This is a genomic window from Roseateles toxinivorans, assembly GCF_004362525.1.
In the GTDB taxonomy this organism is placed as follows: domain Bacteria; phylum Pseudomonadota; class Gammaproteobacteria; order Burkholderiales; family Burkholderiaceae_C; genus Paucibacter; species Paucibacter toxinivorans.
This window is the reverse complement of sequence record NZ_SNXS01000003.1, coordinates 150,855-168,872: the sequence shown is the minus strand read 5'-3', so window position 1 is coordinate 168,872 and position 18,018 is coordinate 150,855. Positions and strand designations below refer to the sequence as shown.

The 18,018-nt window shown below is 65.5% G+C and carries 20 protein-coding genes; 4 read left to right on the top strand and 16 right to left on the bottom strand.

Going from position 1 to position 18,018, the window contains the following annotated elements; translation table 11 throughout:
* Positions 1-29 precede the first annotated feature (29 nt).
* The 12 genes from DES47_RS12090 to DES47_RS12035 all read right to left on the bottom strand — a co-directional run bounded on the left by DES47_RS12090 (position 30) and on the right by DES47_RS12035 (position 10,339).
* On the bottom strand, positions 30-2,273 hold the full coding sequence (locus tag DES47_RS12090; protein WP_133700971.1) for a two-component system response regulator: 2,244 nt from the start codon (positions 2,271-2,273) through the stop codon (positions 30-32).
* Positions 2,274-2,393: 120 nt separating this feature from the next.
* Positions 2,394-3,134 carry a 1-(5-phosphoribosyl)-5-[(5-phosphoribosylamino)methylideneamino]imidazole-4-carboxamide isomerase gene (hisA, locus tag DES47_RS12085; RefSeq protein ID WP_133700970.1) on the bottom strand — a complete coding sequence of 247 codons (741 nt, stop codon included), beginning with the start codon at positions 3,132-3,134 and terminating at the stop codon, positions 2,394-2,396.
* 75 nt (positions 3,135-3,209) lie between these two features.
* Positions 3,210-3,884, bottom strand: a complete 675-nt coding sequence (hisH, locus tag DES47_RS12080; RefSeq protein ID WP_133700969.1) for an imidazole glycerol phosphate synthase subunit HisH — start codon at positions 3,882-3,884, stop codon at positions 3,210-3,212.
* On the bottom strand, positions 3,884-4,486 hold the full coding sequence (gene hisB, locus DES47_RS12075) for an imidazoleglycerol-phosphate dehydratase HisB (protein WP_133700968.1): 603 nt from the start codon (positions 4,484-4,486) through the stop codon (positions 3,884-3,886). The genes hisH and hisB overlap by 1 nt, the downstream gene beginning before the upstream one ends.
* Positions 4,486-5,571 (bottom strand): histidinol-phosphate transaminase, encoded by a 1,086-nt coding sequence (gene hisC, locus DES47_RS12070; protein ID WP_133700967.1) that lies wholly within the window; start codon positions 5,569-5,571, stop codon positions 4,486-4,488. The genes hisB and hisC overlap by 1 nt, the downstream gene beginning before the upstream one ends.
* The gene (locus DES47_RS12065; RefSeq protein ID WP_133700966.1) at positions 5,568-6,014 is read right to left on the bottom strand and encodes a PIN domain-containing protein; all 447 of its coding nucleotides are present in this window, start codon (positions 6,012-6,014) and stop codon (positions 5,568-5,570) included. Before DES47_RS12065 ends, hisC begins: the two co-directional genes overlap by 4 nt.
* On the bottom strand, positions 6,014-6,247 hold the full coding sequence (locus DES47_RS12060) for a CopG family transcriptional regulator (protein ID WP_133700965.1): 234 nt from the start codon (positions 6,245-6,247) through the stop codon (positions 6,014-6,016). Before DES47_RS12060 ends, DES47_RS12065 begins: the two co-directional genes overlap by 1 nt.
* 54 nt (positions 6,248-6,301) lie before the next feature.
* Entirely contained in the window at positions 6,302-7,609 is a 1,308-nt protein-coding gene (gene hisD / locus DES47_RS12055) for a histidinol dehydrogenase (RefSeq protein ID WP_133700964.1), read from the bottom strand.
* 18 nt (positions 7,610-7,627) lie between these two features.
* A complete protein-coding gene (gene hisG / locus DES47_RS12050) occupies positions 7,628-8,266 on the bottom strand; it encodes an ATP phosphoribosyltransferase (protein WP_133700963.1) in 639 nt (212 codons plus the stop codon).
* Positions 8,267-8,314: 48 nt separating this feature from the next.
* Positions 8,315-8,575: a BolA family protein gene (locus tag DES47_RS12045; protein WP_133700962.1), complete on the bottom strand. Its 261-nt coding sequence runs from the start codon at positions 8,573-8,575 to the stop codon at positions 8,315-8,317.
* Between the two features lie 25 nt (positions 8,576-8,600).
* On the bottom strand, positions 8,601-9,395 hold the full coding sequence (locus DES47_RS12040) for an ABC transporter permease (protein WP_133700961.1): 795 nt from the start codon (positions 9,393-9,395) through the stop codon (positions 8,601-8,603).
* On the bottom strand, positions 9,392-10,339 hold the full coding sequence (locus tag DES47_RS12035; RefSeq protein WP_133700960.1) for an ABC transporter ATP-binding protein: 948 nt from the start codon (positions 10,337-10,339) through the stop codon (positions 9,392-9,394). The genes DES47_RS12040 and DES47_RS12035 overlap by 4 nt, the downstream gene beginning before the upstream one ends.
* Before the next feature lie 138 nt (positions 10,340-10,477).
* Between DES47_RS12035 and DES47_RS29290 the strand changes: the two genes are divergently transcribed.
* The 3 genes from DES47_RS29290 to DES47_RS12020 all read left to right on the top strand — a co-directional run bounded on the left by DES47_RS29290 (position 10,478) and on the right by DES47_RS12020 (position 12,625).
* Positions 10,478-11,020 (top strand): PEP-CTERM sorting domain-containing protein, encoded by a 543-nt coding sequence (locus DES47_RS29290; RefSeq protein ID WP_133700959.1) that lies wholly within the window; start codon positions 10,478-10,480, stop codon positions 11,018-11,020.
* Positions 11,021-11,128: 108 nt separating this feature from the next.
* Entirely contained in the window at positions 11,129-11,830 is a 702-nt protein-coding gene (locus tag DES47_RS12025) for a TetR/AcrR family transcriptional regulator (protein ID WP_133700958.1), read from the top strand.
* A gap of 21 nt (positions 11,831-11,851) precedes the next feature.
* Positions 11,852-12,625, top strand: coding sequence for a hypothetical protein (locus DES47_RS12020; RefSeq protein WP_133700957.1), 774 nt, complete (start codon positions 11,852-11,854; stop codon positions 12,623-12,625).
* 45 nt (positions 12,626-12,670) lie between these two features.
* Here the strand turns inward: DES47_RS12020 and DES47_RS12015 are convergent, their stop codons facing one another.
* The gene (locus tag DES47_RS12015) at positions 12,671-14,086 is read right to left on the bottom strand and encodes a wax ester/triacylglycerol synthase family O-acyltransferase (RefSeq protein WP_425057433.1); all 1,416 of its coding nucleotides are present in this window, start codon (positions 14,084-14,086) and stop codon (positions 12,671-12,673) included.
* A gap of 106 nt (positions 14,087-14,192) precedes the next feature.
* On the opposite strand from DES47_RS12015, the gene DES47_RS12010 reads away from it, so the two are divergent.
* Positions 14,193-14,444 carry an acyl-CoA-binding protein gene (locus tag DES47_RS12010; RefSeq protein WP_133700956.1) on the top strand — a complete coding sequence of 84 codons (252 nt, stop codon included), beginning with the start codon at positions 14,193-14,195 and terminating at the stop codon, positions 14,442-14,444.
* A 48-nt stretch (positions 14,445-14,492) separates the two neighbouring features.
* On the opposite strand, the gene DES47_RS12005 is transcribed toward DES47_RS12010, so the two are convergent.
* The 3 genes from DES47_RS12005 to DES47_RS11995 are packed head-to-tail and all read right to left on the bottom strand — an operon-like array spanning position 14,493 to position 18,012.
* Entirely contained in the window at positions 14,493-14,825 is a 333-nt protein-coding gene (locus DES47_RS12005) for a polyhydroxyalkanoic acid system family protein (protein WP_133700955.1), read from the bottom strand.
* Positions 14,825-15,877: an aminopeptidase gene (locus tag DES47_RS12000; protein ID WP_243748280.1), complete on the bottom strand. Its 1,053-nt coding sequence runs from the start codon at positions 15,875-15,877 to the stop codon at positions 14,825-14,827. Before DES47_RS12000 ends, DES47_RS12005 begins: the two co-directional genes overlap by 1 nt.
* A 41-nt stretch (positions 15,878-15,918) precedes the next feature.
* Complete coding sequence (locus tag DES47_RS11995) at positions 15,919-18,012, bottom strand: molybdopterin-containing oxidoreductase family protein (protein ID WP_133700953.1); 2,094 nt, start codon at positions 18,010-18,012, stop codon at positions 15,919-15,921.
* Between the last annotated feature and the right edge of the window lie 6 nt (positions 18,013-18,018).

The following is an 18,018-nucleotide window of genomic DNA, read 5'->3' as shown; positions in this document are numbered from 1 at the left end:
TAAACCAGGGGCGCCTGGCCCGGGACTCGTCAGCCCCTGTGTTCGGCCAGCCAGGTGACCAGTTGCGCCGGCTCCATCGGCCGGGCGAACAGATAGCCCTGTCCCTCGTGGCAGCCGAGCTCACGCAGCACAGCGGCCTGCTGCTCGGTCTCTATGCCCTCGGCCAGCACCTCCAGATGCAGGCTGCGCGCCAGCTCGACCACCATGCGGGCGATGTCGCAGCCCTTGTCGATGGCGACAATCTCGTTGACGAAGGCGCGGTCTATCTTCAGCCGGTCAACCCGCAGATGGCGCAGCTGGCTGAGTGACGAGAAACCGGTGCCGAAGTCATCGATGGCAATCGTCACCCCGGTCTGCTTGATCTGATCGACGATCTGGACGATGAAGTTGACATCCTCCATGGCCATCGATTCGGTGATCTCCAGCTCCACCTGGGCCGGGTTGACGCCGGTGTCGGCCAGCGCGCTCTGCAGCATGGCGATGAAGTCGGGGTGGCGCAACTGGGCCACCGAAACATTGACCGCCATGCGGAAATCCGGGTAGCCCAGATCAATCAGGCGGTTCAGCTCGCGGCAGGCGGTGCGCAGCACCCATTCGCCAATGGCGACAATCAGCCCGGAATACTCGGCCACCGGTATGAAGCGGTCGGGCGGCACGAACTTGCCGTCCTCGGTCTTCCAGCGTATCAAGGCCTCGGCACCCAGCACCCGGTTGCCCATCAGCTGCAGCTGCGGCTGGTACATCACGAACAGTCGCTCGCTCTCGAAGGCCGAGCGCAGGCCGCGCAGCAGCTTGACGCGCTCGCGGATGTCGGCGCCCATGTCCTGGGTGTAGTAGCCATGGCCGCCGCGCTGGCGGGTCTTGGAGCGCTTCAGCGCAATATTGGCGTCCTTCAGCACCTCGGTGCCCTTGCCGGACGAATCGGCCAGGCGCACAAAGCCGATCGTGGCGGTGATCTGCAGAGATTCCTGCTGGCTGTCTTTCTGATTGCCCTGCTGGCACTCGAACGGCAGCAGGAACTGCGCCGCCAGCAGTGCCGGCGTGACATGGCCATCGGGACCGAGCACGCCGAACACATCGCCCGAGACCCGGGCCACCACCACCGGCGCCTTCAGTGCACGGGTCAGGCGGTCGGCAACGGCCTGCAGCAGGCTGTCGCCCAGTTCATGGCCCAGCGCGTCGTTGATGTCGGCAAAGTCGTCGATGTCCACCAGGGCCAGCGTCGTGCTGGCGGCCGCGTTCTGGCAGCGCTCGTCAAGCAGGGCGATCAGCCGGTTGCGGTTGGGCAGGCGGGTCAGCGAGTCAACGAAGACCGATTCGTTGAGCCTTGCAAACAGCTGCACATTGTCCAGACCGACGGCCACATTGGCGCAAAACACCTCCAGCAGCTGGTGGTCGATGTCGCTGAGCACATGCTCGGTGTCGATATAGGCCGCCAGCGCCTTGCCGCTGGAGCCCTTGATATAGAGGGCCGTGCCCTGATCGAAGAAGCTGCGCTGCGTTGAAAGGCAGCGGGTCAAGGCACTGCGCACCACGTCCTGGTCGATATTGTCCAGGGTCGAATTGATCAGCCCCCGGTAGCGCCCGGCGGCGGCGACGATGCGCGGCGCCTGGGCTTCATTGGTGGACTGCACGCAGACCAGGCCGTCGGGCGGCAGCTCCAGCAGGGCGCAGATCTGCGTCACGACGCCAGCCGAGAAGCGGTGCAGGCCCTGCACTGCCATCAGCTCGGTGCTGGCGCGGACAATCATCTCCAGGCCGCGCCGGCTGCTGGCCAGCGCGCGGATCTGCTTGTAGGAGCGTATCGCCGAGGTCAGCGCCGTATAGAGCTTGGTCTGCGTCAGCTCGGACTTGGTCTTGTAGTCGTTGATGTCATAGAGCCGAATCACGTCCAGCTCGGGCGCATAACCCGGCTGGCCGGTGCGCAGGATGATGCGGGGCTCGCTCAGGCCCAACTCGTCGCGAATCACCTTGACCAGGGACAGGCCGGCGTCCTCGCGCTCCATCACCACATCGAGCAGGACGACGGCGACATCGTCCTCGCGGGTCAGCAGCTCGCGGGCTTCCTTGGCCGAGTGTGCATGCAGCAATTCGAGCGGACGCCCAAGTATCTGCACGCCACGCAGCGAGAACTCGGTCGTGCTGTGCACGCCGGGATCGTCGTCAACCACGAGCACACGCCAGACCTTGCTGCTGGGTGCCGGCAGCTCGAGGTCTGTTTCGTCCAGCAGGCTGACCAGGTCGTCAGCGGGGTCGCCCGAGGCGTATTCCATTTTTCCGTTTGTGATGCGGTGATTGCAAATGGATTACACCATGTCACTTACACCACCATGGCCGGAGATGGTCGCCCGGTCGTGTGTAAATCACAGGCGGCGGGCGGAAAATGCAAAAACCTAGCCATTCAGCTCGTCCGCCCTGGCCTGGGCGGCGCTGAAGTCCAGATCGCCGGTGTAGATGGCCCGGCCACAGATCACGCCCTCTATGCCTTCGCTCTCGACCTCGCACAGGCGCTCGATGTCGGCCATATCGGACAGGCCGCCCGAGGCAATGACCGGAATCTTCAGTGCCTGGGCCAGCTTCACCGTAGCCTCGATATTGATGCCGGAGAGCATGCCGTCGCGGCCGATATCGGTGTAGATCACACCCTCGACGCCATAGCCCTCGAACTTCTTGGCCAAGTCTATGACCTCGTGGCCGGTCAGCTTGCTCCAGCCGTCGGTGGCCACCTTGCCGTCCTTGGCGTCCAGGCCGACGATGATGTGGCCGCCGAAGGCGCTGCAGGCGTCGAGCAGGAAACCGGGGTTCTTCACCGCGGCCGTGCCGACGATGATGTAGCTCAGGCCGCCGTCCAGATAGCGCTCGATCGTGTCCAGGTCGCGGATACCGCCGCCCAGCTGCACCGGCACCTCATTGCCGACCTCGCGAAGAATCGCCCGTATCGCCGCCTCGTTGACCGGCTTGCCGGCGAACGCGCCGTTCAGGTCCACCAGATGCAGGCGTCGGGCGCCGGCATCGACCCAGCGTCTGGCCATTTCGGCCGGATCCTCACCAAAGGTGGTGGAGTCATTCATGTCGCCCTGCTTGAGGCGCACGCACTTGCCATCTTTCAGGTCTATCGCAGGAATCAGCAGCATGGCCGATGGAGTCGTAGTGAGGAAAGGGGGCCCGCCTGGCGGGAGGGGCATTCGGTCGAGCGTTGGGGCATGGCCTCAGGGTGTCCAGTGCAGGAAATTGCGGTACAGGGCAAGCCCATGGGCGGCGCTCTTTTCGGGGTGAAACTGGGTGGCGAAAATATTATCCCTAGCCACGGCAGAGGTAAAGCGTTGGCCATAAACGGTCTCGCCCGCGCTGTGGCGCGGGTCAGACGGAAGGGCGTAGAAGCTGTGCACGAAGTAGAACCATGCCTGATCGGGCACATCCTGCCACAGTGGGTGCCGCTGCGCCTGACCTTCTGCTTGCGCATTTGTCTGGAAGACCTGGTTCCAGCCCATCTGCGGCACCTTGTAACGGCTGCCGTCGGGTTGCAATTGGCCGTCCAGCTGGAAGCGGTGCACCCGGCCCGGTATCAGCCCCAGGCCCGGCGTGTCCTGCTCCTCGCTGCTGTCCAGCAGCATCTGCATGCCCACGCAGACACCCATCAGCGGCTTGTTGGCGGCGGCATGCAGCACCGCCTCCTGCAGGCCCGACTCGCGCAGCTCGCGCATGCACTCGCGCATCGCGCCCTGGCCGGGCAGCACGATGCGCTCGGCGGCAAACACCTCGTCGGGCCTGGACGTGACGATGACCTCGACACCTTCGCCGGCCGCCACGTGCATCACCGCCTGCGATACCGAGCGCAGATTGCCCATGCCGTAATCCACCACGGCGACAGTGCGCTGACCCATCACAGGCTTCCCTTCGTGGACGGGATCACATCCAAGGAACGCTGGTCCAAGGTCATCGCCATGCGCAGCGCGCGACCGAAGGCCTTGAACACGGTCTCGGCCTGGTGGTGAGCGTTCTCGCCCTTCAGGTTGTCGATATGCAGGCTGACCAGCGCGTGGTTGACAAAGCCCTGGAAGAACTCATAGGTCAGCTGGGTGTCGAAGGCGCCGACCATGCCGCTCTTGAACGGCACATGCATGTGCAGGCCCGGCCGGCCGGAGAAATCGACCACCACCCGCGACAGCGCCTCGTCCAGCGGCACATAGGCATGGCCGTAACGGGTCAGGCCCTTCTTGTCGCCAATCGCCTGGGCCACGGCCAGGCCCAGCGTGATGCCGACGTCTTCCACCGTGTGGTGGCCGTCGATATGCAGGTCGCCCTTGGCATCGATGTCCAGATCGATCAGGCCGTGGCGGGCGATCTGGTCCAGCATATGGTCGAAGAAGCCGATGCCGGTGTGCAGCCTGGCCTCACCGGTGCCGTCCAGATTGACGCGCACACGTATCTGCGTTTCCTTGGTATTGCGCTCGACTTCGGCAACGCGTTGCACAACGCTACTCATCACAGACTCGCTTTCAGGGCAGACAGCATCATGGCATTTTCCTGGGCATTGCTGACCGTGATGCGCAGGCAGTTGGCCAGCAGCGGGTGCATGGCCGAGACGTTCTTGATCAGCACACCGCGCGCCTTCATGCCCTCGAAGGTGGCGGCCGCGTCGGGCACCCGGGCCAGAATCATATTGCCCTGGCTGGGGAACGGGTGCACGCCGGGCAGGGCCTGCAGCTCGGCAAACAGCAGCTCGCGCTGCGCGCGCAGGATGGCCGCCTGGCGCGAATACTCGCCCACATGCTCCAGCGCGAACAGCGCCGCCTCGGTGTTCAGCACGCCCACATTGAAGGGCGGGCGCAGCTTGTCGATCTCGGTGATCAGCGCCTTGCGGGCGATCAGGTAGCCGATGCGCACGCCGGCCAGGCCGAACTTGCTCATCGTGCGCATGATCAGCACATGCTCGTGGCGTATCAGGCGCGGCATCGAGTCGCGCTCGGCAAAGGGCTGGTAGGCCTCGTCCATCACGACCAGGGCGCCGATCTCGCCGGCGGCGGCGATGATCTGCTCGATGACCGCGTCATCCCACAGGCTGCCGGTCGGGTTGTTCGGGTAGGCCAGGTAGATCAGATTGGGCTTCTCGGCCGCAATGGCCGCCAGCATCGCCGGGCCGTCCAGCTCGAAATCGGCCGTCAGCGGCACGCCGACGAACCTCGCGCCCTGCAGCTGGGCGGACATGGCGTACATCACGAAGCTGGGCAGCGGCGACAGATAGACCGCGCCGGGCACATTGCAGGCCATGCTGAGCATGGTGATGATCTCGTCCGAGCCATTGCCCAGGGTGATGTCGCAGCCCTCGGGCATCTGGGCATGGGCGGCCAGCGCGGCGCGCAAATCGTTCAGGCGCTCGGCCGGATAGCGGTTCAGCGCGACCTTGCCGAGGCGCTCGCCCAGCGCCTGCTGCAGGGCCTCAGGCAGGCGGAACGGGTTTTCCATCGTGTCCAGCTTGACCAGGCCGGCCGAGGACTGGATCGGATAGGCCTTCATCGTCTGCACATCGGCGCGGAGGCTGCGCGCCATCAGCTGCTTGAGGTTTGTCATGCGGGGCTTTGATCGAGCCGTTCGGGCCCGACGGTGAATGGGTTGATGACCTGCACGCTTTCATAGCGCTGCTCGTGGGGCAGGGCCTCGCTCAGCAGCAGCTCGCAGCCCTGTTGCTGCGCGGCGGCGACGATCAGCGCGTCCCAGTAGTTGACGCCGTAGCGGCTCTCCACCGCCCAGGCCGTCTCGACGGTCGGATGGTCGATGGACCAGGGCTTCCAGTGCTGGTAGCGGCGCACCTCGGCACGGGCATCGCCGGCCGTGATGGCCTGCGGAAAGTGGCGCCGCGCGCTGCTGTAGAACTCGTTCAGCACCTGGGTGCTGAGCCGGCCGCAGCGGCGCTGCCAGCACTGGCCGACCCAGTCGCGTGCGCGGTCGCGGCGTGCCGTGTCTTCGTCATCGAAGCAGCTCAGGAGCAGGCCGGTATCCACGAAAACCAGCATCAGCGCGGCCTCGGCGTGTAGCTGTCGGCCCGCTGCTCGGGCTTGACGCCGGAGGAACCCCAGCTCTTGAACTCCAGCGCCTCGCGCATTGCGCGCTCGTAGGCGTCGTCGTGGCGCATCTTTTCGGCCAGCAGCTCGCCGACCAGGCGCGACACGCTGGTGTTGCGGCGCGCCGCTTCCATGCGGGCCCAGTCGGCCACGCCATCTTCCATCGTGACGGTGACGTTCTTCATGGCGCAAAGAGTAACACGAACTTCGTGCAACACGAAGTTCGTGTGATTTACATCCTAACGTTTCAAACGCATTTCCGCGGCACGTGCATGGCCCTGCAGGCCCTCGCCATAGGCGAGCTCGGCGGCAATCGGACCCAGCTTCTGTGCGCCGGCCTCGCTGACCTCGATCAGGCTTGAGCGCTTCTGGAAGTCGTAGACGCCCAGCGGCGACGAAAAGCGCGCCGTGCCCGAGGTGGGCAGCACATGGTTCGGGCCGGCGCAGTAGTCACCCAGGCTCTCGCTGGTGTAGGCGCCCAAGAAGATGGCGCCCGCATGGCGCAAGAGGGGCTCCCAGCGGTGTGGGTCGGAACTCGACACCTCCAGATGCTCCGGCGCGATGCGGTTGCTGATCTCGCAGGCCTCTTCCATCGAGCGGGTGTGTATCAAGGCGCCGCGGCCTTCCAGCGAAGCGCGGATCACGGCCTGGCGCGGCATCGTCGGCAGCAGTCGCTCAATCGCCTCGCGCACCTGGGCGATATAGGCCGCATCGGGGCTCAGCAGAATGCTTTGCGCCAGCTCGTCATGCTCGGCCTGGCTGAACAGGTCCATGGCCACCCAGTCGGGCGGGGTCGTGCCGTCCGCCAGCACCAGGATCTCGCTGGGGCCGGCAATCATGTCGATGCCGACCAGGCCGAACACATGCTTCTTGGCGCTGGCCACATAGGCGTTGCCCGGACCTGTGATCTTGTCGACTTTCGGAACTGTGGCCGTGCCATGGGCCAGCGCACCGACGGCCTGGGCACCGCCCAGGGTGAAGGCGCGGTGCACGCCGGCCACATAGGCCGCCGCCAGCACCAGTGCGTTCTTCTCTCCGCGCGGCGTGGGCACCACCATGATGATCTCGGGCACACCGGCCACCTGGGCCGGAATGGCGTTCATCAGCACACTGCTCGGATAGGCCGCCTTGCCACCGGGCACATAGATGCCGACGCGGTCCAGCGGCGTGACCTTCTGGCCGAGCAGGGTGCCATCTTCGTCGCGATAGCTCCAGCTCAGGCCGCAGGCCTGCTTCTGGCGCTCGTGATAGCTGCGCACCCGCTCGGCGGCGGCCTGCAGGGCATGGCGCTGTGCCGGGGTGATGGCCTCGAAGGCGGCCTTCAATTCTTCACGGGTCAGCTCCAGCGCGGCCACGCTATCGGCCTGCACCAGATCGAAGCGGGCCGTGTACTCCAGCACCGCCGCGTCGCCGCGCGCCTTCACATCGGCCAGTATCTCGGCCACACGCTGCTCGATCGCGTCATCGGTCTCGGCCGACCAATGCAGCACCCGCTGAAACTCGGCTTCGAAATCGGCTTGGGCGGTGCTGAGTTGACGCAGGTTCATGGCGGCGGGGTCGGAGATTCAGGTGGGTATGGCGGAGGCGAAGGCGTCGATCAGCCGGCGCAACGGCTCGCGCTTCAATTTGAGCGCGGCCTGATTGACGACCAGGCGCGACGAGATGTCCATGATCTGTTCGACCTCGACCAGATGGTTGGCACGCAGCGTGTTGCCGGTGGAGACCAGGTCAACGATGGCGTCGGCCAGGCCGGTCAACGGCGCCAGCTCCATCGAGCCGTAGAGCTTGATCAGGTCGATGTGCACGCCCTTGTCGGCGAAATGGTCGCGAGCGATGGTCGTGAACTTGGTGGCCACACGCAGGCGCGAACCCTGCTTGACGGCCGCCTGGTAGTCGAAGTCGGCGCGCACCGCCACGCTCATGCGGCAGGCGGCGATCTTCAGGTCCAGCGGCTGGTACAGGCCCTCGCCGCCGTGCTCGATCAGCACGTCCTTGCCGGCAACACCCAGATCGGCGCCGCCGTACTGCACGTAGGTGGGCACATCGGTGGCCCGCACCAGCACGACGCGCACATCGGGCTGGTTGGTGTCGAGAATCAGCTTGCGAGAGGTCTCGGGGTCGTCCAGCACCTCGATGCCGGCCGCGCGCAGCAGCGGCAAGGTGTCATCGAAGATGCGGCCTTTGGAAAGTGCCAGGGTGATCATGTGGTGATCCTGTTGGTGGCCGTCAAGCCGAAGCGCCCGCAGGCGCTGTCAGTGCTGCTGCGTGGCAGGTGCGGCGGCCCATTCGGCCGGCGTCAGCGTTTTCATCGACAGCGCATGGATCTGCTCGCGCATGCGGTCACCGAGGGCGGTATAGACGCGCTGATGTCGCTTGATGCGGCTCAGGCCCTCGAATTCGGGCGAGACGATGGTGGCAAAGAAATGCCGGCCGTCACCCTCGACCTGCAGGGTGTCGCAGGCAAGGCCTTGGGAGATGTAGTGCTGAACTTCAGCTGCGGTGGGATCGGCCATGATGGGGAGATTCTAGTGGCTGACCTCAGCTACGGATCTTGTAGCCCGACTTCAGCAGCTGCAACGCAATCCCTGCAACAAGCGCAAAGCTGACTCCGACCACGGAAAGACTCAACCAAGGCGACACGTCGCTGACGCCAAAGAAGCCGCGGCGAAAACCGTCGATCATGTAGAAAAACGGGTTCAGATGGCTGACGCCCTGCCAGAACGGGGGGAGCGAATGCACGGAATAGAACACGCCGGAGAGGAAGGTCATCGGCATGATGATGAAGTTCTGGAAGGCGGCCAGCTGGTCGAACTTCTCGGCCCACAGGCCGGCGATCAGGCCCAGCGTGCCCATCATCGCCGCGCCCAGCACGGCGAACACCAGCACCCACAGCGGCTGGGCCATGCCCGGCGGCGCGAACCAGACGGTGACCACCATCACGCCCAGGCCCACAGCCACGCCGCGAACGATGGAGGCGCCGACATAGGCGCTGTACCAGGCCCAGTGCGACAGCGGCGTGAGCAGCAGAAACACCAGATTGCCGGTGATCTTGCTCTGTATCAGGCTGGACGATGAATTGGCAAAGCTGTTCTGCAGCACGCTCATCATCACCAGGCCGGGAATCAGAAAGCTGGTGTAGCCGACCGAGTCATAGACCTTGACGTGGTCCTCCAGCACATGGCCGAAGATCAGCAGATACATCACGGCGGTGAGCACCGGCGCGGCGACGGTCTGGAAGGCGACCTTCCAGAAGCGCAGCACCTCCTTGTAGAACAGCGTGCGGGCGCCGGCCAGCGGGTGGCGGCTCTGGCTGACGATATGGGTATTGCTCATGAGCGGGCCTCCGCGGCCGCAGGCTCGCTTTGCATGATTTCCAGAAACACATCCTCGAGGTCGGCGCGGCCTATCTCCAGGTCTTCGATCTGGCAGCCGGCGGCACGCAAGGCCGCCAGGATCTGCTCGACCTCGGCCGCGTCATGGGCCTTGACCTGGACGATGCGGCCTGTCACCCGGGCGCGCTCGGCCAGGCCGGCCGGCAGCGCTTGGTCCAGCTTGAAGCGCAGCATCGTGCTGGCGGTGCCGGCGAGCAGCGCCGAGGTGCGGTCCAGTGCCACGATGCGGCCCTGTTTGAGCATTGCAATGCGACCGCACAGCGCCTCGGCCTCTTCCAGATAGTGGGTGGTCAGCAGCACCGTGTGGCCTTCCTTGTTCAGGCGGGCGACAAATTGCCACAGCGTCTGGCGCAGCTCGACGTCAACCCCGGCGGTCGGTTCATCCAGCACGATCACCGGCGGGCGGTGCACCAGGGCCTGGGCCACCAGCACGCGGCGCTTCATGCCGCCGGACAGCTGGCGCATATTGGCGTTGGCCTTGTCGGCGAGGCCCAGGTTTTCCAGCAACTCGTCGATCCAGGCCTCGTTATTGCGCACACCGAAGTAGCCGCTCTGGATGCGCAGCGTCTCGCGCACGCTGAAAAAGGGGTCGAACACCAGCTCCTGCGGCACCACGCCCAGGGCGCGGCGGGCGGCGGCATAGTCGCCCACGACATCATGGCCGTGGACGGACACGGAGCCGCTCGTCGCCTTGGCCAGACCGGCCAGGATGCTGATCAGCGTCGTTTTGCCCGCGCCATTGGGCCCCAGCAGACCAAAGAACTCGCCCTGTGCAATCTCGAAGCTGACGCCGCCCAAGGCCCGGACCTGACCGCCGCGGTAGGTTTTGGTGACATTGTCAAAGCGCAGGGCGGGAAGGGATACAGCCGGGGGGGATGAACTCATGGTGCGAGCGATTGTAGGCAGGGCAAGCCCTTGGCGCTGGCGTGCGGTCTTCGCCCCCCAATACAAGGGGTTGCGGGCGGCATGGCACCCGGTCAATATCAGCGAGCAAAGTGATAGAACCCGGCACCGAGGTCCACCATGAATGTTTGCAAGCTTTCCGGCATTGCTGCCGCCTTGACCTTGTTGGTCAGCGGCGCCCAGGCCAATCAGGTCTGGAACTGGTCGTTCGGCTCGGAGGCAGGGCAATTCGTCACCGACGGCAGCAGCCCGGTGGCGGGCCAGTACCAGGTGCTGGACTTCTCGGTCACCGCGAGCGCCTTTGCGGCGCTGGGCAGCCTGTCCGGCGGCCAGTACACGATGGGGGCCTTCGCCAACTCCGTGGCAGCACCCTACTTCCTGACCTGGGACGGCTCGGCCGTCACCGACTGGCAGCACTCCGGCTTGAACAGCTTTCACTGGCTGGTCTATTCACAGAAGAACTCAAACAACAAATACTTCTTCGGCTGGAACACCGGCAACGTCAACCAGATCGACGCCGCCGGGCTGTGGAACGGCAGCAATGCCAATCCGCTGGCCGCCGGGGCACTCAACGTCAGCGCCGTGCCCGAACCCGCCAGCTATGCGCTCTTGTTGGCCGGCCTGCTGGCCGTGGGCCGCATCGCCCGCCGCCGCAGCGCCTGAGCGCTGTCACGCATCACACCAAGGCCGGCATTGCCGGCCTTTTTTCTTGTCGCGGGCAGGTCTCAGCAGCCTTGATGCCAGAATGCAGGCGCACAGGAGACAAGCTGAATGCAAGCCAAGAAGCCGCGCCGCACGGCCGAACGCATCCTTGAGGTCACATTGGACCTCTTCAACCGCTTTGGCGAGCCCAATGTCTCCACCACGCTGATTTCTGCCGAGCTGAAGATCAGCCCCGGCAATCTCTACTACCACTACCCGGCCAAGGACGAGCTGATCAACGCGCTGTTCGATCGCTACGAGATGGCGCTGAACGAGTTGCTGCGGGCCGCCGACAGCGTGCGCAATGTCGAGGACGCGTGGCTGTTCTTCCACATGCTGTTCGAGCTGATCTGGCAATACCGCTTTCTGTACCGCGACCTCAACGACCTCTTGAGCAAGAACCGCCGCCTGGAAACCCATTTTCAGACCGTGCTGAAAGACAAGTCGCTGGCCGTGCGCGCCGTGCTGCAGGGCATGCAGCGGGCCGGAGCCATACGGCTGAGCGATCAGGAGGCCGAACCGGTGGCCACCGCGATGGTCGTGCTGCTCAGCTACTGGCTGAGTTTCGAGTATGTGCGCGACCCGCGCCATGCGCTGGAGCCCAGCCGCGCCGGTGCAGCCCTGATGCGTGGCGCCTACCACTTGCTGAGCCTGCTCACGCCCTATCTGGACAGCGCCTCCCGCGCCCATTTGCTGACGCTCGCGGCCAACTACACCGAGCATGCCAACGAGGCCGCCAAGACCTCGCAATCGTCACTTTCATCCCCCTGACCACCGCCCACGGAGACACCCATGGCCAAATGGACCGCCTTCCCCCACGACAACGCCGACTATGTCTATGACGCCGCCGCGCTGAAGAAGAAATGGGCCCGGCTGCATGCCGGCGATACCGAGCCCTTCCCCAAGGACGAGAAGGTGCTGGCGGCCTGGGCACTGTTCCATGCCGGCGAATTCCAGAAGGCCTGCGAGGCCGGCCTGAAGGCGGGCGGCGCCGGCATCACGGTGGCCAACAAGGCCCAGGCGATCTACGCCAACTACCTGGAAAAGAGCGAGAAGACCAAGCTGGAGATGTTCCTGGAGGTCGCCCAGCGGGCCGAGGCCCAGCAAGCCGCCGAACCGAAGAATGCCAATGCCTACTACTGGCAGGCCTATGCGATCGGCCGTTACGGGCAGGGCATCAGCGTCGCCAAGGCGCTGGCCCAGGGCCTTGGCTCCAAGTGCAAGAACGCGCTCGAAACAGCCATCTCGCTGGCCCCCAAGCATGCCGACGCGCACATCGCGCTGGGCGCCTTCCACGCCGAGGTGATAGACAAGGTCGGCAAGCTCCTGGCCCGCACCCAGGGCGCCGACACCGCCACCGGCCTGAAGATGTTCAAGGAGGCCTTGAAGCTGAACCCCACCTCGGCCATCGCGATGATCGAATACGCCAACGGCCTGGTGATGCTCGAAGGCGACAAGCGGATGAAGGAGGCCGAGCAGCTCTATGCCGACGCGGCCGCCAGCGACCCGCTGGACGCAATGGAGCGGTTGGATGTGGAGATGGCGCGGGAGGAATTGGAGGAGTAGCCCGAGTGGAATCCGGGGCCCCGGATTGCATCCGGGCTACAAGACCTAAGCTTCCCAAGGCAGCATCAGCGCCAGCACCAGCAGCTTGTTGAACTCCGGCTGGAAGCGGTCGATGATCAGCTGCGGGTGGGGACACAGGGCGTCGTCGGTGATCAGGCCGAACTGCACATTGCCGGCATAGGTCAGGATGCTGACGCCTATGCCGACGTCGCCGGACTGCGGCACCCAGAACATCAGGCGCTCGACCGAGGCGCCGCAGAACTTCAGCGCGTTTGACGGCCCCGGCACATTGGTCATCACCGCCGTGGTCTTCTTGGCGAACAGGTTCAGCATCGCGTTCTGCACCGGCTTGATGAACAGGCCGGCCAGTGACAGCAGCCCGAAGGCCAGCAGTGGCTGGTAGCTGCCCTTCAACTCGCTCATGCGCTTGCGCACCTCGTACAGGCGCTCGATCGGGTTGGCGATGCCCACCGGCAGCACCAGGGGCACCAGGCCGAAGCGATTGCCCAGCTGGTAGGCCTTCTCCAGCGGCCGCAGATTGACCGGCACCATGGCGCGGATTTCCTTGCCCGCCGGGTCGTCGCCCTGGGCCTGCAGATAGCTGCCGATGGCGCCGGCGGCGCAGCTCAGAAGCACATCGTTGATCGAGCAACCCAGCGCCTTGCCGGCGGCCTTGACGGCGTCCAGTGGCAGCGGCTCGCCCCAGGCCACATGCTTCCTGCCATTGGGCTTGCCCTTCAGGCTGGTGCGCGAGTCGTCGGGCATCATGGCAAAGGCGGTCACGTCGCTGAGCGCCTGGTAGCCCATGCGCAGCACGTCGGCCGAGGCCTGGGCCGGTGCGGCCGGGCGGGCCAGGGTCTCCATCGACTTGGCGGCGGCCGTGCCGGTCATGCCTATGGCCTTGACCATCAGGTCGGTCAGGGGCTTGAGCAGCGCATCGGACAGGAAGTCGTGCTCGGCCTCCGGGCGCTGCGCCTTTTCCGGCGGCGCCTTGCCGCCATCGGTGATCGAAAACAGCACCGACATCAGCGCGATGCCGTCGGCGATGCAGTGGTGGATGCGGGCGATCAGCACGCTCTGGCCATCCATCTCCTCGACCACGCGGAACTGCCACAGCGGGCGGTCCGGGTCCAGCGGCTCGGCGGCGAGCTCGCCGACGCGCTGCTTGAGCGCCTCCTCGGCCGGCTGACCGCGGCGGGGCTTGAGCACCTCCTTGACCACATGGCGGGAGATGTCGAAGTCCTCGTCCTCCACCCAGCTGGCACCCATCGTGTCGTGCACCACCTTCTGGCGAAAGCGTGTGTACTGCAGCAAGCGCTCCTGCACGCGGGCCGAGACCTGCTCTACCGTCAGCCGCGGGCGCAGCAGCCAGATGCCGACGATCATCATCAGGTTGGCGTCGCAATCCATGCGCAGCCAGGCGGTGTCCACACGCGACATGCGTTCAGGCGTTGGGCTCAATTCCGTCTCCTTGTTTTTCTGGAGCAACAATGCTGGTTAATATCCGAGTCGTCCATAGCGATAGATACCAAGCTTTGCACCGACCCAACGTCCTGAAGGAGACACGATGAGCCTGAAAGAACAATTCGAAGCCGCCGTTGCCGGCTCCAAGTCGCTCCCGGAGCGCCCCGACAATATGACGCTGCTGAAGCTGTATGCGCTGTACAAGCAGGGCAGCAGTGGCGACGTCGAGGGCTCGCGCCCCGGTTTCACCGACATGGTGGGCCGTGCCAAGTACGACGCCTGGAAGGAGCTGAAGGGCAAGTCCAGCGAAGAAGCGATGCAGGAGTACATTGACCTGATTGAATCGCTGAAGTGACGGGCCGAGCCGGGCAGCGCGCCCGGCCTGATGCCCGAAACCGGCCGCTCAGGCCGGTTTTTTCTTGGCCGCCGCCTTCTTGGGCTTCACCTCGGCGGCCAGCAGGGCGTCCAGCTCCTTCTGGATCTCCTGCTCTATCGTGCCCTTGAATGCACCCAGCAAGAGGCCCAGCTTGGCGCTGAGATCGAAGTGATCGGCGGCAACGATCATCTGGCCTTTGACGCCCGATCGGGTGAACTGCACGGTGTCGCTGGTCTCGCCCTCGAGCACGGTGCAGTCCATGTCGAACTTGCGCTCGACCTCCTCGGCCCAGGCCCAGGCCACCTCACGGGCGCGTACCAGCCCCAGATTGTGGTCGCGGTGTATGCGTATATCGGACATCAGTGCGTCTCCGGTGGCAGGTTTTGTTTCAGTGTGGCGCGGCGCTCGTCGCGCGGCAAGCTGGCCATTGCGCGCACGGCCGCATAGAAGCGCTCGAAGTCACGGCCCTCGCGCTCGAACAGTGCCTCGAACTGCGGCGTCAGCTCGTTGTAGGCCGCCAGCACGCCAAAGGAGGCATTGTTGGCGCGGGCAAACCAGCCGTCGTAACCGGCATAGCCGCCCCAGGTGCCGGCCTTGAGCGCGGCGTAGTCGGCCCGCAGCTCGGCCATCAGGGCGGCCTTTCCGGCGCGTTTGGCCTCTGCACTGGCATCGCTGCGGTAGAGCCGGTCCAGGCGCTGGCGGTAGCGCATCGTCAGCGCGCGAAAATCCTCGCGGCGTCGTTCCAGCGCCACAAACTCGTCGCGGGCCGCGGCCGAGCCCTGGGTGGCCAGCCAGCGCTGCGCACCGAGGCGCTCCACCGCGGTGGCAAAGGACTCGTTGAACATGGTGTCGTCCTTCACATAGACGACCTGATGCGTCAGCTCGTGGAAGATCAGCCGGGCCAGCTCGCCCTCCGGGTAGCGGATGAAGGTGTTGAGCAGCGGGTCGCCGCCCAGCCAGTTGGTCAGACCCAAGGTCGAGTAGGCGGGCACGCCGTAGACAGAGACCTCGAGGCCCGGCTCCTGCTGCAGGCCCTGAGCAAAGGCGTCGGCCCGCTCGCGCTGGAAGTAGCCGCGGTAGCCGACGCAGCCCATCACCGGGAAGCACCAGGTTTTCAGGCTCAGGCTCAGCTCCGGTGCGGCGACCACATTCCAGACGGCCGCCGGGCGCTTCAGATCGGCATAGGCGCGATAGCTGCGGTTGTCGGGCAGCTTCAGTTCCTGAACAGCGAAGTCACGCATGCGCTGGCTCAGGGCCAGGCGCTGACGCAACTCAGCCGGCTGGGATGGGTCATCCAGCCACTGCTGCACCGGCTTGGCCGCGCTGACCAGCTGCATATGGCCGGACACCGACTGGGCCAGATAGCTGACATTGGCGCAGCCTGTACTCAGCAGCACGGCGCCGACGGCCATCAGACTTGCCAACCCTGCCCAAGCCATCCAGCGCTTCCGCTTCACGCCGCCCGGAGACTGTCGGCCTGCACCTCGACCAGGCAGTCGTAGAAGCTGGGCGCCTCGCCCATATCGGTCAGGCGCTGATGCGTCAGCTCATTGACATTCGTGCCGTCCAGCCCCAGCTTGCGCCACCAGACGCCCAGGCCGTTGACGACGCCGGGCCGCGCGCGCGGGTTCAGCGCCACGCGGCAGCGGTAGGTGCCGCGTTCGTTGAACACCCGCACCACCTGCCCGTCCTGGATGCCCCGGGCGGCGGCATCATCGCCATGCATCTCCAGCAGGGGCTCGCCCTCGATGTCGCGCAGGCTCTTCACATTGACGAAGCTGGAGTTCAGGAAGTTGCGCGCCGGCGGCGAGATCATCGCCAGCGGATAGCGCCGCGCCAGCTCGGGCGAGGACTGCCGGCTTTCGTAATTCGGCACGTAGTCCGGCAGGCCCAGGCCCGGCGCATCGGCCTGCACCTTGCCGTTGGGCGTAGGGAAGCCACCATGGGCGAAAGGCGCGTCGGCGATCGGCAGCTGCAGCCAGCCGGTGGCACGCAGCTCGTCGAAGCTGAGGCCGTCCACCAGGGCCTGGCGAGCCAGGGTCTCGTCGCTGTCGGCAAAGCAGGGTTCGGTGAAGCCCATGCGTGCGGCCAGTTCGCGGAATATCTGCGTATTGGGCAAGGCCTGGCCCTGCGGGCAAATAGCCGGCTCGTTGATCAGGACCGTGGTGTGGCCGTAGCTGGTGTGCACATCCAGATGCTCCAGCTGAGTGGTCGCCGGCAGCACATAGTCGGCCTGGTCGGCGGTGTCGGTCAGGAAGTGCTCCAGCACGACGGTGAACAGATCCTCCCGCTGGAAGCCGGCCACCACCTTGCCCGACTCGGGCGCCACGGCCACCGGGTTGCTGTTGTAGACGATCACCGCTTCGATCTTGGGACCGAACTCGGGTGAGGCCTCGCGCAGCAGATCGTCGCCAATGGTGCTCATATTGATGGTGCGCGGCGTGCGGCCGGCCAGCAGATCGGGCCGTTCCAGCTGGGCCGTGTTCTTGTACGGCGCGAAAAAGCCCGAGCTGGACAGCAGCATGCCGCCGGCCGCCTGACGCCAGGCACCAGTCAGGCAGGGCAGCAGGGCCACCAGCCTCACTGCATTGCCGCCGCCGCGCACACGCTGCATGCCGTAGTTCAGGCGGATGGCCGCCGGCTTCGTCGTGCCGTAGTCGCGCGCCAGCTGGCGCACCTCATCGGCGCTGATGCCGCAGACCTCGGCCACGCGCTCGGGCGGCCATTGCAGCGCGCGTTCGCGCAGGCCGTCCCAGCCATCGACATGGCGATCGATGTAGTCCTGGTCCAGCCAGTGGTTGACGATCAGCTCATGCATCAGGCCCAGGGCCAGCGCACCGTCGGTGCCGGGCAGCAGGGCGATGTGCTGGTGGCATTTGTCGGCCGTCTCGGTCTTGCGCGGGTCTATGCAGATCAGCTTGGCGCCCTGGCGCTTGGCCTGATTGGCCAGGGTCCAGAAATGCAGGTTCGAGGCAATCGAATTGCTGCCCCAGATGATGATCAGCCGGCTGAAGGCAAACTGCTCGACCCGCATGCCCACCTTGTGGCCATAGGTCGCCGCCAGCGCCGCACCACCGGCCGAGGCGCAGATCGTGCGCAGCAGCTGCGAGGCACCCAGCTTGTTGAAGAAGCGTGCGGCGATCGACTCGCCCTGCAGCAGGCCCATCGTGCCGGCATAGCTGTAGGGCAGGATGGCCTCGGGGTCGCGGGCCGCGATTGCCTTCAGGCGGCCGGCGATATCGCTCAGCGCCTCGTCCCAACTCACCGGCACGAACTGACCCCGGCCCTTGGGGCCAACGCGCTTGAGCGGCGTCAACACCCGCTCCGGGTGGTAGCTGCGCTCGGCATAGCGCGACACCTTGGTGCACAGGGCGCCCTGGGTGGTGGCGTGATCGGGGTCGCCCTGGATCTTGATCACCCGGCCGTCCTGCACCGTGATGCGCATCGCGCAGGTGTCGGGGCAATCGTGCGGACAGGCCCCGTGGACCGTTTTGGGCGTGCTATTCGACACAGAAGCGTCGGCGGAAGGCGTAACTGCGGAATTCATGCGCGC

Coding starts and splice junctions, on each gene's coding strand:
- DES47_RS12005 (WP_133700955.1), bottom strand. CDS start 14,825: ATGTCCGATATACGCATACACCGCGACCACAATCTGGGGCTGGTACGC.
- DES47_RS29290 (WP_133700959.1), top strand. CDS start 10,478: ATGAATGTTTGCAAGCTTTCCGGCATTGCTGCCGCCTTGACCTTGTTG.
- hisD (WP_133700964.1), bottom strand. CDS start 7,609: ATGAACCTGCGTCAACTCAGCACCGCCCAAGCCGATTTCGAAGCCGAG.
- hisH (WP_133700969.1), bottom strand. CDS start 3,884: ATGGGTCAGCGCACTGTCGCCGTGGTGGATTACGGCATGGGCAATCTG.
- DES47_RS12090 (WP_133700971.1), bottom strand. CDS start 2,273: ATGGAATACGCCTCGGGCGACCCCGCTGACGACCTGGTCAGCCTGCTG.
- hisC (WP_133700967.1), bottom strand. CDS start 5,571: ATGACAAACCTCAAGCAGCTGATGGCGCGCAGCCTCCGCGCCGATGTG.
- DES47_RS12025 (WP_133700958.1), top strand. CDS start 11,129: ATGCAAGCCAAGAAGCCGCGCCGCACGGCCGAACGCATCCTTGAGGTC.
- DES47_RS12040 (WP_133700961.1), bottom strand. CDS start 9,395: ATGAGCAATACCCATATCGTCAGCCAGAGCCGCCACCCGCTGGCCGGC.
- hisG (WP_133700963.1), bottom strand. CDS start 8,266: ATGATCACCCTGGCACTTTCCAAAGGCCGCATCTTCGATGACACCTTG.
- DES47_RS12065 (WP_133700966.1), bottom strand. CDS start 6,014: ATGCTGGTTTTCGTGGATACCGGCCTGCTCCTGAGCTGCTTCGATGAC.
- DES47_RS12035 (WP_133700960.1), bottom strand. CDS start 10,339: ATGAGTTCATCCCCCCCGGCTGTATCCCTTCCCGCCCTGCGCTTTGAC.
- hisB (WP_133700968.1), bottom strand. CDS start 4,486: ATGAGTAGCGTTGTGCAACGCGTTGCCGAAGTCGAGCGCAATACCAAG.
- DES47_RS12020 (WP_133700957.1), top strand. CDS start 11,852: ATGGCCAAATGGACCGCCTTCCCCCACGACAACGCCGACTATGTCTAT.
- DES47_RS12045 (WP_133700962.1), bottom strand. CDS start 8,575: ATGGCCGATCCCACCGCAGCTGAAGTTCAGCACTACATCTCCCAAGGC.
- hisA (WP_133700970.1), bottom strand. CDS start 3,134: ATGCTGCTGATTCCTGCGATAGACCTGAAAGATGGCAAGTGCGTGCGC.
- DES47_RS12010 (WP_133700956.1), top strand. CDS start 14,193: ATGAGCCTGAAAGAACAATTCGAAGCCGCCGTTGCCGGCTCCAAGTCG.
- DES47_RS12000 (WP_243748280.1), bottom strand. CDS start 15,877: ATGGCCGTCGGCGCCGTGCTGCTGAGTACAGGCTGCGCCAATGTCAGC.
- DES47_RS11995 (WP_133700953.1), bottom strand. CDS start 18,012: ATGAATTCCGCAGTTACGCCTTCCGCCGACGCTTCTGTGTCGAATAGC.
- DES47_RS12060 (WP_133700965.1), bottom strand. CDS start 6,247: ATGAAGAACGTCACCGTCACGATGGAAGATGGCGTGGCCGACTGGGCC.